Source organism: Chroococcidiopsis sp. [FACHB-1243], from assembly GCF_014696895.1.
In the GTDB taxonomy this organism is placed as follows: domain Bacteria; phylum Cyanobacteriota; class Cyanobacteriia; order Cyanobacteriales; family Chroococcidiopsidaceae; genus Chroococcidiopsis.
The window spans coordinates 1-14878 of the sequence record NZ_JACJQX010000072.1 but is presented as its reverse complement, the minus strand read 5'-3'; the positions used below and the strand labels follow the sequence as shown (position 1 = coordinate 14878).

Below are 14878 nucleotides of genomic sequence, written 5' to 3'. Positions count from 1 at the left end.
CGCCTAATTAGTACAATGAATCAATTCAAACCCTTTTATTCTTCTGGATGAAAGGGTTTATCTAGTACTTGTTGACCTCGGAAAGTGACAGAAGAGGGATAGTAACTAATTTTAACAATTACCTGAGTGCTTACTTGCGTCAATTGTGATACAAAAATTGTCATTGGTCATTTGTTATTTGTGATTCACAAATGACTAGCGATCGCCATAACGTTTCAAGCGTGTGGGGTTGCTATAAGGATCGATCTAGTTGAAGACCAACATTTCTAGCATGTATTTGCGATGAAAAGGTTTATTTTCTATCTTTTGAAGATTGTATTTTTCAAATATTGAACTATCATTGGTTTGACTGTAAAGCGCTAACGGCGCAAATGACCAATGACCAATGACCACAAACTATAAAACCCGTAGGTAATTTAAGTTACCTACGGGTTTATGTTTAACGATAATTACTTAAGTATAGTATTAGAGCTAGAGATATTCGGTTTGGTGTCCAGTAAACTTTTGTTTGTTTACTCTATCTAAACTTTAAAACTTACTCTATCTTGCTGTCATCAAGAAATGATGAAGATGCACCACTATACTTTAAAGAAATGATGTTTTCTACTCGGTCAAGGCTAGAAGAGTCGAGAGTCGGGTGGAATGCGCTACCGAAAGCGCTGCGTTTTGCCATCTTCGCCATTATTGGTTTTTTGCTAATCTTGATGCTGACGCTGCTAGGAGTGTTCAACAGAGAGCCAATGATGCAACCTGCACCACCCCAGTTACTGACAGAGCCATTTTTACAACTACCAACAGCTAACTCTGTACGGGTAGTGTGGTTTACAGAATTTGCAGGTAGTCAGCACGCAGTTGCTTATGGTGCAGGACTAAAACAAACTGCGATCGCCTCTACAGTTAAACTCAGCCGCACGCGAGAAGATCGAGAGTCCCGTGTTGGCGCACAAACTGAAACCGGACAATACCAAAACATCAAACTGCGAGATATTTGGCGACACGAAGCAGAAGTGACGGGGTTAAGTGCTGGGGTGCGCGTCCCCTATCGCGTGTCTAGTGTGCGTGAAGATGGCACGACAGTCAGTAGCGGTGAATATACCCTTGCTTCCCTGCCTGAATCTGGAACGCCACTCAAAATTTTACTCACCTCGGATCATCAACTCAAACCGATGACCGCAGCAAACTTGCAAAAAGTCGTAGAGACGGTAGGGAGAGTAGACGGGGTTTTCTTTGCTGGAGATTTAATTAATATTCCCGATCGTGCTTCCGAATGGTTTGACGATAATCGTGGCGGCGCATTTTTTCCCTGCTTGCAAGGAAGGGCAAAATACGAGATTGCTAAAACAGTGTATCGCGGTGGGGCGATCGCTCAAAATGCTCCCATATATCCCGCGATCGGCAATCATGAGGTAATGGGTAGATATGGTAGTGGCGATAGTTTAGGGGAAGAATTCGAGAATTCTATCCCGCGTGCGATCGCTAAAAAACTTTATCCCGAACAAACAGAAACTCAAACAGAACAATGGTTGAAGGATCGTTCCTTTAATACGAATACCTACGAAGAAATTTTCACGCTTCCCGAAACGAGTCCAGGCGGAAAGACATACTATGCCATTACCTTTGGTGATGTGCGGTTGGTAGTGCTGTACGTGACAAATATGTGGCGGTCTTACAATCTCACGCCAGATGTAAGAGGAAAGTACCAAGAACGCCAGCAAGATTTGAATAACCCTGAAAAGTGGGGTTACGGACAGGTGATTTTTGGTGAAATTGCCAAAGGTAGTCCGCAATATAACTGGTTGGAAGCGGAACTCAAAAGCCAGGAGTTCCAACAAGCGAAATACAAAATTGTCATGTTCCACCATCCACCCCATTCTTTAGGAGATAATATCGTTCCTGCTTATACCGATCCGGTACAAATTCGCGATCGCGCTACAGATGGTAGCCTCAAAGCAGTGCGATACGAATATCCTAGAGCAGCAGATTACATTATTCGCGATGTCGTACCTTTGTTAGAGACGGCTGGGGTGCAATTAGTTTTTTACGGGCATTCTCACCTGTGGAACCGTTTTATTAGTAATAATGGCACGCACTTTTTAGAAACATCGAATGTTGGCAACACTTACGGTGCGGCTGTGGAAAATAAAAGGCGAAAAGTACCACCTGGCAATGATGAGGATTATATTGCGCTAGGCGATCCGAATGGATTAAAACCTGTAGTACCGACAATTGCCCCTTTACGAGGTGGAGACGATGAGCCACAGCCTTATATTGCTAGCAATGATATTACAGTTTTTAGTATTTTCAATACGGCAACAGGTACGATTAGTAGCTATCGATTTGACACGCGATCCCCAGGTTCAGAGGCGGTAAAGTTCGATGAATTTGCTTTGTAGAGATAAGCAGTTATCAAGGACAGCCTAAATACGTCTTAATAGTTGAAGTTATTAGAGCAAAACAATAATTGTTGGCTCAGTAGCTTTACGAGAGTTGCTACATTCAGCAAACTCTAACTTTATGCAAATATCGTATTCTTTTGCGATTTCTTAATCAAACCTTGATACATGATGTAGTGTAAATATGCATGACTTTAGCATCAGTATGAAATTTAATTAAGGTAAGTGAGTTATATTTCTATAGCTAGATAAACTATGAAACTAATTAAATTGCTCTTTATTGCAGCTACTTGTGGAAGTACCATTTTTAGCTTCATTAGTGTGGCAGAGGCTCAAGATACTAGAAACTATTTGTGGCAGCTAAGATCCGGGCTTCATAATACTAATAATTTACACAAGAGAGAGAGCGACGATTTATTACTTAGAGTTGGAGAAATAGCCTGCGATTACAAAGCGCAAGGTTACGATCTAGATAGATTTGCTAACGAGGTATTCATAAAGCTGTCGCCTAATGTTATGTCAAGCGTTGACAGCCCTGAGGACAGAATGTTAAAAGGAGAGGCAAACACTCATCTTTTAGATTTCTTGCGTTTATCTTACTGGAGCGCTAATGATTGGCTGTGCCGCGATAATAGCAGACCTTAATCAAAACATACTCTCATTTTGTACTACTAAATCTCAAAACAAATGAGAAGATTTAGATTGATTACGTATTTTATTTTCTAACTGATGATTTCTAAATGTAATAGTGAAAAAGTTGGCGAATAAAATTTGTAGATACAGAAATAAAGTCCGTCTGCATAACGGACTTTATTTATATTAATATAAAGCACAGAGCAGTTAGCAATCGCCCCAGAAGCTTAAACAATTAAGGATACAAACCGCGATCGCTGAGTGCTTGAGCAACGCGACCGACACCCAACATATATGCAGCCCCTCGCAAGGATATTTCCCGCTGTCTAGATTTTTGAGACACTTGCTGATATGCTTGCACCATCAAGTGTTCTAGTTCTCGGTTGACGCGCTCTTCATCCCAAAATACATAAGAAAGCCCTTGCACCCACTCCAAATAACTCACCACAACTCCGCCAGCATTCGCCAGAATATCGGGTAATACTGTTATCCCCCGCGCTTCTAAAATTCGGTCTGCTTCAAGGGTTGTCGGTCCATTCGCTGCTTCTGCTACAATCGCAGCTTGAATTTGGTTAGCATTATCCTCAGTAATCTGATTTTCTAATGCAGCAGGAATCAGCACGTCGCAGGGCAAAGTTAGCAACTGAGCATTACTAATTGCCGTGGCGTTGGGGAAACCCTTCAAACTGCGGCGATTTTGAGCCGCAAAACTCTTAAGTGCGGGAATATCTAAACCATTTTCAGCGTAAACTCCCCCAGCACCAGTAGACACAGCAACGACTTTTGCTCCTGCTTGATGGAGTAACAAAGCCGCCGCACCACCAACATTCCCAAAACCTTGAATCGCAATCCGCGATTCCGCCAAAGACTTACCCCGTTCGGCAAGTGCCTCTCGCACGGCAATCATCGTACCCCGTCCCGTTGCCATTTCCCGACCCCGCGATCCACCCACGGAAATTGGCTTTCCGGTCACGATTCCCGGTACGGCGTGACCGACGTTGACAGAATACGTATCCATCATCCACGCCATTTCCCGTGCGGAAGTCCCCATGTCTGGGGCGGGAATATCTACAGATGGTCCAATATCCTTGATGAGTTCGCTCGTATAACGTCTGGTAATGCGTTCTAGTTCTCCCACACTATAGCGACTAGGATCGATTGCAATTCCGCCTTTTGCTCCACCGTAGGGAATACCCAGCAAAGCGCATTTCCATGTCATCAACATTGCCAATGCCGAAACTTCTCGCAGGGTGACAGCTGGATGGTAACGAGTTCCACCTTTATAAGGTCCTAAAATATCGCAATGCTGTACGCGATGCCCCGCTAACACTTGCACTTCGCCGCTATCGAGTTTAACCGGAATTGACACGGTGATAACTTTGCGCGGGTGACTCAGCATCACGAGTAGGTTTTGGTCCAACCTTAATTCTTTTGCTGCCTGTTCTAGATAGCTACAAGCTTGGTCGTAGGGGCAAATATAAGCCGGAGAGGGAGTTTCTAGCGGCAGTGGGGATGTAGAAACCATATTTTTTCCTCTATTTAGTCGCGATCGCCCGATTGCGATCGGATTATCTCTTAATCTCTAGCCTATCCTTCCCGTATCAAAACACGCCAAATTTCTGTAAAATTCGTTACATATTTATCAGCTATTAGTTATTTTTTTTCTCGACTCCCGACTCCCGACTCCTGTACGGGCGGGTTTCCAAACCCGCCCCTACCGACTTCCAACTCCTGTACGGGCAGGTTTCCAAACCCGCCCCTACCGACTCCCACATCTAAAAAATGCTGCGATCGCATGATGTCATAAAGATTTGTCTCTGATTCGAGCAAGCAGGCGTGTCCACTGTAGGGTAGGACAACTAAACGGGAATTTGGTAAGATTCCGAGCAATCGTTTTGCTTCCGCAATTGAGGGTAAAAGGCAGTCTAAGGCGCTGGCAATTAGCAGTACTGGTTGTGTTAGTTGTCGTAACTGTGTTTTGTCTACATCGAAGTTCTTAATTAAAGCAATTCGCCAGAGAACGGTTTCTGGGGGTACTGAACGAATGACTTTAAGCATTTCGCGACGATCGCTTTTAGTTACTCTCCCCAAGGAGGCAAGAAACGGTAACAATCCCACTGCTCCAAATTGGTAGAAACAAGACGGCACTAAATTTGCAAATTGCGAACCCCATGCTAAGAAAGGACGAAGTTGTACGGAAGAAGCAGGATTGACCAAAATAATGCGACTAAATAACTCTGGTGCTTTGACTGCTACTTTCATTGCTAGACAGCCACCGAACGACTCCCCGCACAAGTAAACTTCTCTTTGAGGATTTTTGGCAAGTTCTTTGTGAATCAGTTGAATCACTTGTGCGCTCAACACATCCCAACTTGTCATATCATCTGGTGGAATCATCAAACAACGCACGTCAAAAGCAACTTCTAAACCTTCAGTTTGCGATCGCAATAACTGCCCCGTTCCATCCATACCTGGTAAAAATACGAATAGCGGATACTCCGGCTGAAGTTTTTTCGGACTGAGGAAACAGGGACGATTGGAGACTATTGGTGTTGTTGTAGAAAATCGGGAATCGGTAGGGGCGCACTGCTGTGCGCCCGTACTAGGAAGTCGGGAGTCGGGGAATTTTGAATTTTGAATTTTGAATTTTGAATTTTGAATTTTGAATTGCTCGTCTTCTGTCTCCTTCATAACTAGTAACATCCTTGACGTAACAGCGTCTCGATTTCTGTCTCGCAGCGATCGGTCAGTTCTGATACAACGGTTTTTGCTTGTTTGCCCTGATATTGTTTCACCTGCTGGGGTGTAATCCATAAGGGATGACCGACGAGAAGGGCAACGCGGCGATAAATTACCAAAGGATGCCAGCCAGCCCGATCGAATAAAGGTTCTGAGGGGTCAAATACACTCAGCAGCCGTAGCGGTACGGCGGAGGTGTTAACTTCTTCTAAAGAGGCGATCGCCACTGGTAGAACTGCCAAGTCCTTGACTGGTTTATAAATCTCTCCACCCGCAGCTGCCCGAATCGCTAAGTGAGCAAATCCGCGCTGAAACTTTTGCATCTGGTAAGGTTGACTAAATTGCACCATTGGCTGTGTCCCTTCGGGAAAGACTCCCACGGCTTGCCGACGTTGCAATAATTCAATTGCTTGATTAAAAAAGCTTTGTTGGCGATATTGGGGAGTTTCCAAAGGAAAACACCCTAATTGACCCGTGACAATCTCGCGCATGACTGGTACTTGTCCCATGTAATGATGGCAAGCAAAGCGGATTGGACGTTCCACTGCCTTCATCAATAGCGGTGCATCCATAAAGCTACGATGATTGCTCACGATCAAAACGGCACTATCGCGAGGAATACGGTCTTCGTAATAGAGAAACTGTTTGGTTCCCATCGAAGCCAGAAACCAATCAGAAATTTGCAGGGGGCTGTTTCCACTCATGCACTACTTTGTATAGTTCTTTTATGAGATCGGCAGCCGACGATCGCTCGAACGAGTTGCTGCTGTACTTAATCTATTTTTACATTTCTTTGCGAACCTGAGCGCATGTCTCTAGGTAGAACAGGGAGCAGGGACTAGGGAGCAGGGAGTAGGGAGCAGTTATCAGTGACCAGTTAATTACGATTTACGACTTACGACTTATACAGTTTCTATCAGAAATTGAGCTAATTTTACAGAGCTTAATTATTCGATCGCGATCGTCAGAGTCATAACTCAAGTAATTATGTAGTTGCATTAAAAGTAATGAAAATATATAACTACCAAGGCTGATATATGATAGAGAGAGTTTTTAAATCCTCTGCTTAAGATTCATGAATTTTGCCGATCGCAGCAAAGACACATTCGCTGTTACAACGCCACTATATTACGTCAACGACTTACCTCATATCGGCAGTGCTTATCCAACGATGGCAGCAGATGCGCTAGCTCGGTTTGAGCGATTGTTGGGTAAGTCCGTACTCATGATTACAGGCACGGACGAACACGGGCAGAAAATTCAACGAGCAGCAGAAAGTCACGGGCGATCGCCTCAAGAGTATTGCGATCGAATTTCATCTAGTTTTGTCTCTTTATGGGAGCTGTTGAACATACAATACGACCGCTTTAGTCGGACGACAGCAACTCAACATGAAGCCATTGTCAAAGAATTTTTTGGACGAGTTTGGGATGCAGGAGATATCTACTCCGATCGCCAGCAGGGATGGTATTGCGTTTCCTGTGAAGAATTTAAAGAGGAACGAGAATTATTAGAGGGAAATTACTGCCCGCTGCACCCAAATAAACAAGTAGAGTGGCGGGACGAACAAAATTACTTTTTTCGCTTGTCGCGCTACCAAGAACAACTAGAAGCACATTATCAAAAATACCCTGATTTTATCCAGCCAGTCAGCCGTCGCAACGAAGTGCTAAACTTTGTCAGTCAAGGCTTGCAGGATTTTTCGATTTCGCGGGTGAATGTAGATTGGGGTTTTCCCGTTCCCGTCGCGCCAGAACAGACGCTCTATGTCTGGTTTGATGCGTTGTTGGGATACGTGACGGCGCTGCTCGATCCTGACAGCGAAGCAACTTTGGAAAATGCTTTAGCTCAATGGTGGCCCATTAACATACACATTATCGGTAAAGATATTCTCCGCTTCCATGCTGTCTATTGGCCCGCGATGTTGATGTCTGCTGGTTTGCCGTTACCAGGACGAGTTTTCGGACACGGCTTTTTAACCAAAGACGGGCAGAAAATGGGAAAAACGATGGGAAATACAATCGATCCCGTAGCTTTGGTTATGCAGTATGGTTCCGATGCCGTGCGCTATTACTTCCTCAAGACGATCGAATTTGGTAAAGATGGAGACTTTAGCGAAACTCGATTCATCAATACAGTCAACGCAGATTTGGCAGATAACTTAGGTAACTTGTTAAATCGCACCCTGAGCATGGTGCGCAAGTACTGCGCTGGCAAAGTACCGAGTGTAGGAGAAATAGCTGCCGAGCATCCGCTCAGGGCGATCGCTACCTCTTTAGGACAGGAAGTGAAGCAACACTATGAAGTCCTGGCTTTCGATCGCGCTTGTGAAGCGATTCTCGATCTCGTTAGAGCGAGTAATAAATTTATCGACGAGCAAGCTCCGTGGAGTCTCTATAAACAAAAGAGACAGACAGAAGTGGAGGAAGTATTGTATGCTGTGTTGGAATCAGTTAGATTAGCAGCTTATTTACTAGCCCCAATTATCCCACATACTTGCACCGAAATTTATAAACAGCTAGGATTTGCGATTGATTTTGATCGCAAAGCTCAAACTTTCATTACCACTCCATTCAGCAGTCACTCAAATTGGGGGATACTGAGCAATATGCAACAATTGGGAGAGCCTAGACCAGTGTTTCAACGCATAGAATTAGCCCAAAAGGTTTAACTAATAAGTAAAGCTTACAGGGTCGATAGCTATTACTAAAGATTGCAGCGATCGATCCTGTTGTTTTTTATAGTCCAGTGCCATCGGGAACGTTTGCTAGAATCAAAGAATTAAGAATTTTCAAAAATAACAAATTTTCTTTTTTTAATAAAAGCTTGAGGTATAACAATCATGTTGAGCAATAGAGATTTTGAAAATAGTTCGATCTTTACGCCAGAACAAGTTTTAGAAAATCGAGGTAAGGTAGCAATCTTTATTGATGGGTCAAATTTATTTTATGCAGCGTTACAGTTGGGAATTGAAATCGATTACACCAAGCTTTTATGTCGGCTAACGGCAGGATCGCGATTGTTGCGCTCGTTTTTCTATACAGGCGTAGACCGTACCAACGATAAACAGCAGGGGTTTCTGTTGTGGATGCGGCGTAACGGCTACCGCGTGATTGCTAAAGATTTAGTGCAGCTACCAGATGGTTCTAAGAAAGCTAACTTAGATGTAGAAATTGCCGTCGATATGATGGCGTTGGTTGGCGCATATGATACAGCAGTATTAGTCAGCGGCGATGGAGATTTGGCTTATGCTGTAAATGCCGTCAGCTATCGTGGGGCGCGAGTTGAGGTTGTCAGCTTGCGATCGATGACTAGTGATAGTTTGATCAATGTTAGCGATCGCTATATCGATTTGGAAACGATCAAAGAAGATATTCAAAAAACACCGCGCTCCGGTTATACCTATCGTCCTCTCTCCAGCCTGGATCTTGTCGAGCAACCATCCCCCGATGGTTTAGATACGATCGAAACTTCAGATACTTAACTAGGGAGTAGGGAGCAGGGAGCGCACGAGCAGGGGAGCAGGGAGCAGAGGGAGCAGAGGCGTAGAGGAGAGATCGGGAGCAATTCCAGCCACCAGCCACTGGTTCCACTAGCCACTCACTACACCCCACACCCTATTGACTACTCCCGACTTCCTCTTTTTTTGTCAAGATGGAGGCATGAAAAATCATATCTTTTATCAATTTTTTATGTTTTCTCGCTGCATAGCAGCACCATTAGTAGGTGTAGTACTTGTAACGTTACTATTTGGCTGCGAGCAGCGAACTCAGACAGCAGAAACAGTTGCTCAAGCTCCCTCCTCGCCTCCTCAACAAGTGCAGCGTGACTTAACTTTTAATGATGTGATCTTGGAGCAGTCAGATAAGCAGGGACAATTGTTTTGGAAAGTTAAATCGAAACAAGCAACATATAGTAAAGATCGTAAAACGGCTCAAGTAGAAAACCCTGTCGGTCAACTGTTCCAAGATGGCAAACCCCTATACGATATTACGGCAAAGACAGGAGAGATCCAGCAGGATGGAGCAAAGTTATTGCTCAAAGGTGAAATTGTTGCTAAAGCTCCTGCATACAATTTGGTATTGCGCGGCAATGAGCTGGAGTGGCAGCCAAACCAAGATTTATTGATCGTGCGCGATCGCCTGACGGGAGAACATCCCCAAATGCAAACAGTTGCCAAAGAAGCTAGAGTCAGAAGCCGAGCGGGGATCGTTGAGTTTTTGGATGGAGTCCAGGCAACTGCAAAAGAATCAAACGTGCAAATGCAGACGGAACGGCTAACTTGGCAGTTTCACGCCCAAAAGTTAATTGGCGATCGCCCGATAAAATTCGATCGCTACCAAAATAATAAAATTATCGACCGAGGAACGGCAGGTCGTGGCGAGTACGATCTGAAAACAAACATTGCTACCTTGGCGCAAAATGCTCAAATTTCTTTACAAGAGCCACCGCTACAAGTGAATGGCAATTCGCTCAAGTGGAACGTTGATACTAAAACTGTAATTGCAGACCAACCCGTGCGCGTCGTGCAGCGCCAGCAGCAAGTCACTGTAAGTGGCGATCGCGGTAGGCTAGAAACGGAAAAACAAGTTGCCTACATGAGTGGCAATGTCAAAGGTGTAGGGCAAAAACAGCAGACTGTTACATCTGACGCGCTAACTTGGTACATTGAAACTCAGCAAATGGAAGCAACAGGTAATGTTGTTTATCAACAATTTCAGCCGCCAGCGACTCTTAAAGGACAAAAAGCCGTAGGCAAGTTGGACGCACAAAATTTTGTCGTTAGCGGGGGTAGGGTTTCGACACAATTCGTCCCGCAACCGTAACAAAGGCAGGACGTAGTCGATCCCCCAAACCCCCGCCAAATCGGGGGCTTAAAATCCCCCTTTTTAAGGGGGGAACCAGGGGGGATCGAGATCTCAGATTTTCTTGTGCGTAACTCCTGAAAGGAATTATAGGGGCGCATGACTGTGCGTCCCTACAGAGGAAACAAAAAAAGTCCGCTCCCAGCGGACTTAAAAATACATAGCCTATGTGGATGAATCCGAACTAACTTGGAATCCCCTTGCCAAGACAAGGGGAAATAGCATTAGAAGCGGAATGTCGTTCTCAGCGTACCTACATAAACCGTGTCGTTGTTATCGTTATGCTCTGGATTAAAGATGACGATGACACCAGGAGTCACATCGATGTTATCGGTGAGCGGAAAGCGATAGAGTCCTTCTAAGTGATAAGAAGTATCTTGGTCGCGGCGACCGCCAAAATCATTTTTAGCTGTTTTTGGGGGCTGACCGAAGACTAAACCAAGTACGCTACCTTCTTTACCCACATCTTGTAAAGCTACAGATGCTGCCCAGTTCCAAATATCGGCAGTTTGTGAAGGGCTATCCTCATTTAGCGCCACTGTATAACCGCCCCAACCGCCAAGAGTAAAGCCGCCTAACTTAACGCTAGCTTGTACGGCGTACTGGTTGGTAGATGTTGATGCACCGCTGAAGGGGTTGTTAGAAAAGACGCTACCAGTCGCACCAGAAACGCTAATACCGTTAGTAGCTGTAATATCGCTGGTGGTGGAGTTATCGTAAGTGTGAACGTAGGTCGCACCGATCGCAATGTTATCGCTGGGACGGAAGGCAATCTGTCCGAGGGCGGCATAATCACCGTTAAACAAACCAAAAGAATTTGTCGGATCGTTAGCATTCCGCGCCATGTAGCTGGCAGAAGCGCTAATCACACCTTTAGGATTGACGTTAACAGTTAAACCAGCACCATCACCCGCACGGTAAATCGGGTTGAAACGTCCGAACCGAGAAATAGCACCGCGACCGCTGCTTTCTAATAGAGGGTTGAAGGTGAAGACGTTATCGTTGAATTCCCCGTTGTCAAAGTCAACTTTAATATCAGCAATTTCGCCAATCGGGAACTTGTAATAGAAATCGTCAATTTGAACATCGTTGTCTTCACTGCCATCGAAGCCCAGGCGAGTCATATTCGTACCCGTCACGCCAGTGCCAAATGGTACAACGTTGCGAGCTTGCAGACGGGTTCTCAACTCGTCTTTTCCGGTAAAGCTGGTGTTAAAAGTCAGACGAGCGCGGTCTGCCAAAACAGTGTTGGCATCGTTGTCATCACCTGTAGGTTCGCCACTACCAGATGCAGCCGCCTCGTTACCACCGAATACATCAGAAACGGCAACAATCACTTCCCCACTCAGTTTGGTTGTGGTAGAGAACTGATTTGCTTCTAGTTCTGCTGTCCGTGCTTCTAGAGCATCAACGCGACCGCGCAGGGTAGCTAGTTCCGCCGAAAATTCTTCCTGTAACCGCTGTAACGTTGCCAGGTCTTCTTTGTTGACCATATCAGCAGAAGCGGTGGCAATCAGTTCGTTCACGCGGTCTAAACAAGCGTTTAAACCTGCGGCAAACTCATACCGGGTCAAGGCGCGGTTGCCGCGATATGTTCCATCGGGATAACCCGCAATACAACCGTAGCGCTCGACTAAAGACTGCAATGCTTGAAAAGCCCAGTCGGTAGGTTGTACGTCAGACAACTGAGAAACAGACGTGACTTGGGCTAAAGTTTCTGGAGCTTTCTCTTCCGATAACTGGGTGACAGATGTTTGCTGTACTTCTTCCAGAGGTAGGGGTTCAGCAGCTTGAGTCCGAGTCGCTACAAACAGGGTTGCTGTAAGTAAAAGGGGACTTAGTTTGAGAGTATTCCAAATAAGTTTCGACATATATCTTCTCACTCACACCAATGCATAGTTGCTGTTGTCAACTCAAGAGAGATTTCAACTATCGATCGCTCTTGACTATCTATAATATTCTCACCAATTCACTCAAATTGGAACCGTGTATGCACTATCGTAAATTCACCGTGATTTCACTGCGATCGCCTCCTAGTAGACTAAATTAGAAGCGGATGAGAACCGGAATTAGACTTTTGCCTTTCCCATTGGTAAACGCAGAATAATGCGTCGTTGGTGTCTTGTTAACAGCCCTTCTTCCTCGAATTGCTGTAGCATCCGCGTTACCGATACCCTAGTCGTATTTATAACTTCGGCTATTTCTTGATGGGTAACAGCAACGTCTATTAATCTTCCCAGATCGACATCGCGACCGAATTTTTGACCTAGCCAGATTAAAAACTGCCACAATCTAAGCGAAACGGGTTTACGGTGAATAATGCTCAGCAATTCCTCTGTTTGGCAAACGTGAGACATCATTGCCTCTACAGTCAAATGCCATAACTCAGATGGAATTATAGTTGTTTCAACGCTGGTCAAACACTCAATTTGGTAGGGAATAACTCGCGATAAAGGTTGACCGACTAGATCTCCTGCACCCCAGTACCCCAGAGCAATTAACGTGCCGCTTTCGCTCCAAGTAACAGTGCGCACGGCTCCGCGCTCGATCCGCCATAAAATATTTGGACGAGAGGGAATTAGGTCGTGGCGGGCAAAGAGTCGTTGGGATGACTGAGGAACAAGGCTAGGAGTTGTAGTAGAGATTGCCATAAGACGAGAGGATCTGGGAGACTTGGGGACAAAGAGGACAAGGGGGACAAGGGGGAGAGGAAACTACTCTCCATTGCTTCATCCTGCTGAGGTGATTAAGGAAATTTCTGTGGCTTGACCCTGTTGTGGTGTATGACAGAGGAGATTTATAGCTATAGCAAAGACTGTTTGTCCGATTCCAAATTGCGATCGCACTGAGCAAAATAAAACTATTAGATGGTAGATCGGGCAAGATTTGCGATCGCGCTTGCCTTTGCCTAAACCATCGCCAAAACAACAATGGGAAAAATGACAGCGTGAAACTTAGTACTTCTGAAGCCACATTGTCAAGTGCAACCGCACTCGCTTTCCCTAGCAAAGATATTAGAGCATTCTGGCACTTGAGCTTCATCAGTCACATGCTCGCTCTTACCTACAACATCTCACCACTTAAGCTTTATGACTAAACGTTTCTATTACTAAACTTTTATTATTACTACTTGTTAGCTAGATATTAAAACGCTTAGTTTAAGAAGTCAGTAAGTTTTCATTAAAAAGAGAATTGTCAGTTGTAAGTCGTAGGGGCGGGTTTTGACCAAAGATTTACTGTCGCAGTTGTCTATCTATTGGCTAAACCCGCCCGTACAGAAGTCGGAAGTCAGTAAGCATCTATTCCCCAGCCACCAGCCACTGGTTCCACCAGCTACTGGTTACTGGTCACTGCTAAGAGCGTTGTCCGGTAACGATGTAAGCGACTCGCTGACCGACGTTGGTAGCGTGGTCTGCCATCCTTTCTAAGTGACGAATTACCAAAGCTAATAACAACCAAGGTTCTAAAACTCCTTGAATATCTCTTTCTGTTGCGAGAGTGTGATAAAGATTTTGGTATGAGTCGTCTACAGCGTCGTCTAATTGCTTGACTGCTAACCCTGCTTGTGCATCTAGATCGGCTAGCGCCATCAAGCTAGCCGCTAACATAGCTTGGGCGTGGTGAGACATAATCTCGATCTGAGGGATGCATTTATGAGGGGGATAGGGAAATAGCTTAATCGCAATTTCTCCTAAGTCCTCAGCGTAATCTCCAATTCTTTCTAAGTCTCGCACCAGCTGCATAAAGGCACTTAGTAAGCGTAAATCCTTTGCTACTGGTGCTTCTAAAGTTAGCAGCGCAGCACACTCAATCTCAACGTGGCGATAAAATTGGTCAATTTGCTTGTCGAGTAGTGGTAGTTCCTCTGCTGCTGATAAGTTACGGGCAAACAGTGCTTGATGACTGAGGCGAAATGAGTTTTCTACCAAAGCTCCCATGCGCAAAATATCTCGCTCTAGACGTTTGAGGCGACGCTCAAAGTGAGTGCGGCTAGGTTGGTGAGGTTGGAAAGGAACAGCATCTACGTTGAGCAATTCTGACACCGTAGTATAAAGGTAGGATTTTATTATTAGTTATAAATCTTGTTAACTGTATCTGTCACCGGCAGGAAAAGCAGATTGTGACGTAAATTACTTAACTATATTTACAGAAGTGTTGAATGTTAAGAAATCGCCATAAAAAAGCAGCCCAAAATGTGATAACTTTTGAGCTGAATAGAAATAATAAATGTTAACGATTGATGATACC

At 44.8% G+C, this 14878-nt stretch carries 12 protein-coding genes; 5 read left to right on the top strand and 7 right to left on the bottom strand.

The window, feature by feature from the left end; translation table 11 throughout:
- Positions 1 to 35 precede the first annotated feature (35 nt).
- Positions 36 to 164 carry a hypothetical protein gene (locus tag H6G17_RS34380; protein ID WP_277876126.1) on the bottom strand — a complete coding sequence of 43 codons (129 nt, stop codon included), beginning with the start codon at positions 162 to 164 and terminating at the stop codon, positions 36 to 38.
- A 540-nt stretch (positions 165 to 704) separates the two neighbouring features.
- On the opposite strand from H6G17_RS34380, the gene H6G17_RS30030 reads away from it, so the two are divergent.
- The gene (locus H6G17_RS30030; RefSeq protein WP_347276488.1) at positions 705 to 2393 is read left to right on the top strand and encodes a metallophosphoesterase family protein; all 1689 of its coding nucleotides are present in this window, start codon (positions 705 to 707) and stop codon (positions 2391 to 2393) included.
- Positions 2394 to 2648: 255 nt separating this feature from the next.
- Positions 2649 to 3038: a hypothetical protein gene (locus tag H6G17_RS30025; protein WP_192162177.1), complete on the top strand. Its 390-nt coding sequence runs from the start codon at positions 2649 to 2651 to the stop codon at positions 3036 to 3038.
- 223 nt (positions 3039 to 3261) lie between these two features.
- Here the strand turns inward: H6G17_RS30025 and H6G17_RS30020 are convergent, their stop codons facing one another.
- The 3 genes from H6G17_RS30020 to H6G17_RS30010 form a co-directional block, all read right to left on the bottom strand.
- Positions 3262 to 4551, bottom strand: a complete 1290-nt coding sequence (locus tag H6G17_RS30020) for a Glu/Leu/Phe/Val dehydrogenase (protein ID WP_192162176.1) — start codon at positions 4549 to 4551, stop codon at positions 3262 to 3264.
- Between the two features lie 128 nt (positions 4552 to 4679).
- Positions 4680 to 5717 carry an alpha/beta hydrolase gene (locus H6G17_RS30015; protein ID WP_242038679.1) on the bottom strand — a complete coding sequence of 346 codons (1038 nt, stop codon included), beginning with the start codon at positions 5715 to 5717 and terminating at the stop codon, positions 4680 to 4682.
- A gap of 2 nt (positions 5718 to 5719) precedes the next feature.
- Positions 5720 to 6469 (bottom strand): lysophospholipid acyltransferase family protein, encoded by a 750-nt coding sequence (locus tag H6G17_RS30010; protein ID WP_192162175.1) that lies wholly within the window; start codon positions 6467 to 6469, stop codon positions 5720 to 5722.
- Positions 6470 to 6840: 371 nt separating this feature from the next.
- Between H6G17_RS30010 and metG the strand changes: the two genes are divergently transcribed.
- The 3 genes from metG (at position 6841) to lptC (ending at position 10591) form a co-directional block, all read left to right on the top strand.
- Positions 6841 to 8436: a methionine--tRNA ligase gene (metG, locus tag H6G17_RS30005; RefSeq protein ID WP_192162174.1), complete on the top strand. Its 1596-nt coding sequence runs from the start codon at positions 6841 to 6843 to the stop codon at positions 8434 to 8436.
- A gap of 171 nt (positions 8437 to 8607) precedes the next feature.
- Positions 8608 to 9249, top strand: a complete 642-nt coding sequence (locus tag H6G17_RS30000) for an NYN domain-containing protein (protein WP_015153513.1) — start codon at positions 8608 to 8610, stop codon at positions 9247 to 9249.
- Between the two features lie 178 nt (positions 9250 to 9427).
- Positions 9428 to 10591, top strand: a complete 1164-nt coding sequence (gene lptC, locus H6G17_RS29995) for an LPS export ABC transporter periplasmic protein LptC (RefSeq protein ID WP_242038678.1) — start codon at positions 9428 to 9430, stop codon at positions 10589 to 10591.
- 263 nt (positions 10592 to 10854) lie between these two features.
- Here lptC and H6G17_RS29990 read toward each other — a convergent pair whose 3' ends face one another.
- The 3 genes from H6G17_RS29990 to phoU form a co-directional block, all read right to left on the bottom strand.
- Complete coding sequence (locus tag H6G17_RS29990) at positions 10855 to 12501, bottom strand: iron uptake porin (protein WP_192162173.1); 1647 nt, start codon at positions 12499 to 12501, stop codon at positions 10855 to 10857.
- A gap of 198 nt (positions 12502 to 12699) precedes the next feature.
- Complete coding sequence (locus H6G17_RS29985) at positions 12700 to 13281, bottom strand: Crp/Fnr family transcriptional regulator (protein WP_192162172.1); 582 nt, start codon at positions 13279 to 13281, stop codon at positions 12700 to 12702.
- A 702-nt stretch (positions 13282 to 13983) separates the two neighbouring features.
- Positions 13984 to 14673 carry a phosphate signaling complex protein PhoU gene (phoU, locus tag H6G17_RS29980; RefSeq protein ID WP_192162171.1) on the bottom strand — a complete coding sequence of 230 codons (690 nt, stop codon included), beginning with the start codon at positions 14671 to 14673 and terminating at the stop codon, positions 13984 to 13986.
- Between the last annotated feature and the right edge of the window lie 205 nt (positions 14674 to 14878).

What these genes read in the sequence shown, in the direction of transcription:
- H6G17_RS29990 (WP_192162173.1), bottom strand. Translation starts at nt 12,501, where the DNA reads ATGTCGAAACTTATTTGGAATACTCTCAAACTAAGTCCCCTTTTACTT.
- H6G17_RS30000 (WP_015153513.1), top strand. Translation starts at nt 8,608, where the DNA reads ATGTTGAGCAATAGAGATTTTGAAAATAGTTCGATCTTTACGCCAGAA.
- lptC (WP_242038678.1), top strand. Translation starts at nt 9,428, where the DNA reads ATGAAAAATCATATCTTTTATCAATTTTTTATGTTTTCTCGCTGCATA.
- H6G17_RS29985 (WP_192162172.1), bottom strand. Translation starts at nt 13,281, where the DNA reads ATGGCAATCTCTACTACAACTCCTAGCCTTGTTCCTCAGTCATCCCAA.
- H6G17_RS34380 (WP_277876126.1), bottom strand. Translation starts at nt 164, where the DNA reads ATGACAATTTTTGTATCACAATTGACGCAAGTAAGCACTCAGGTAATT.
- H6G17_RS30010 (WP_192162175.1), bottom strand. Translation starts at nt 6,469, where the DNA reads ATGAGTGGAAACAGCCCCCTGCAAATTTCTGATTGGTTTCTGGCTTCG.
- H6G17_RS30015 (WP_242038679.1), bottom strand. Translation starts at nt 5,717, where the DNA reads ATGAAGGAGACAGAAGACGAGCAATTCAAAATTCAAAATTCAAAATTC.
- H6G17_RS30020 (WP_192162176.1), bottom strand. Translation starts at nt 4,551, where the DNA reads ATGGTTTCTACATCCCCACTGCCGCTAGAAACTCCCTCTCCGGCTTAT.
- metG (WP_192162174.1), top strand. Translation starts at nt 6,841, where the DNA reads ATGAATTTTGCCGATCGCAGCAAAGACACATTCGCTGTTACAACGCCA.
- H6G17_RS30025 (WP_192162177.1), top strand. Translation starts at nt 2,649, where the DNA reads ATGAAACTAATTAAATTGCTCTTTATTGCAGCTACTTGTGGAAGTACC.
- H6G17_RS30030 (WP_347276488.1), top strand. Translation starts at nt 705, where the DNA reads ATGCTGACGCTGCTAGGAGTGTTCAACAGAGAGCCAATGATGCAACCT.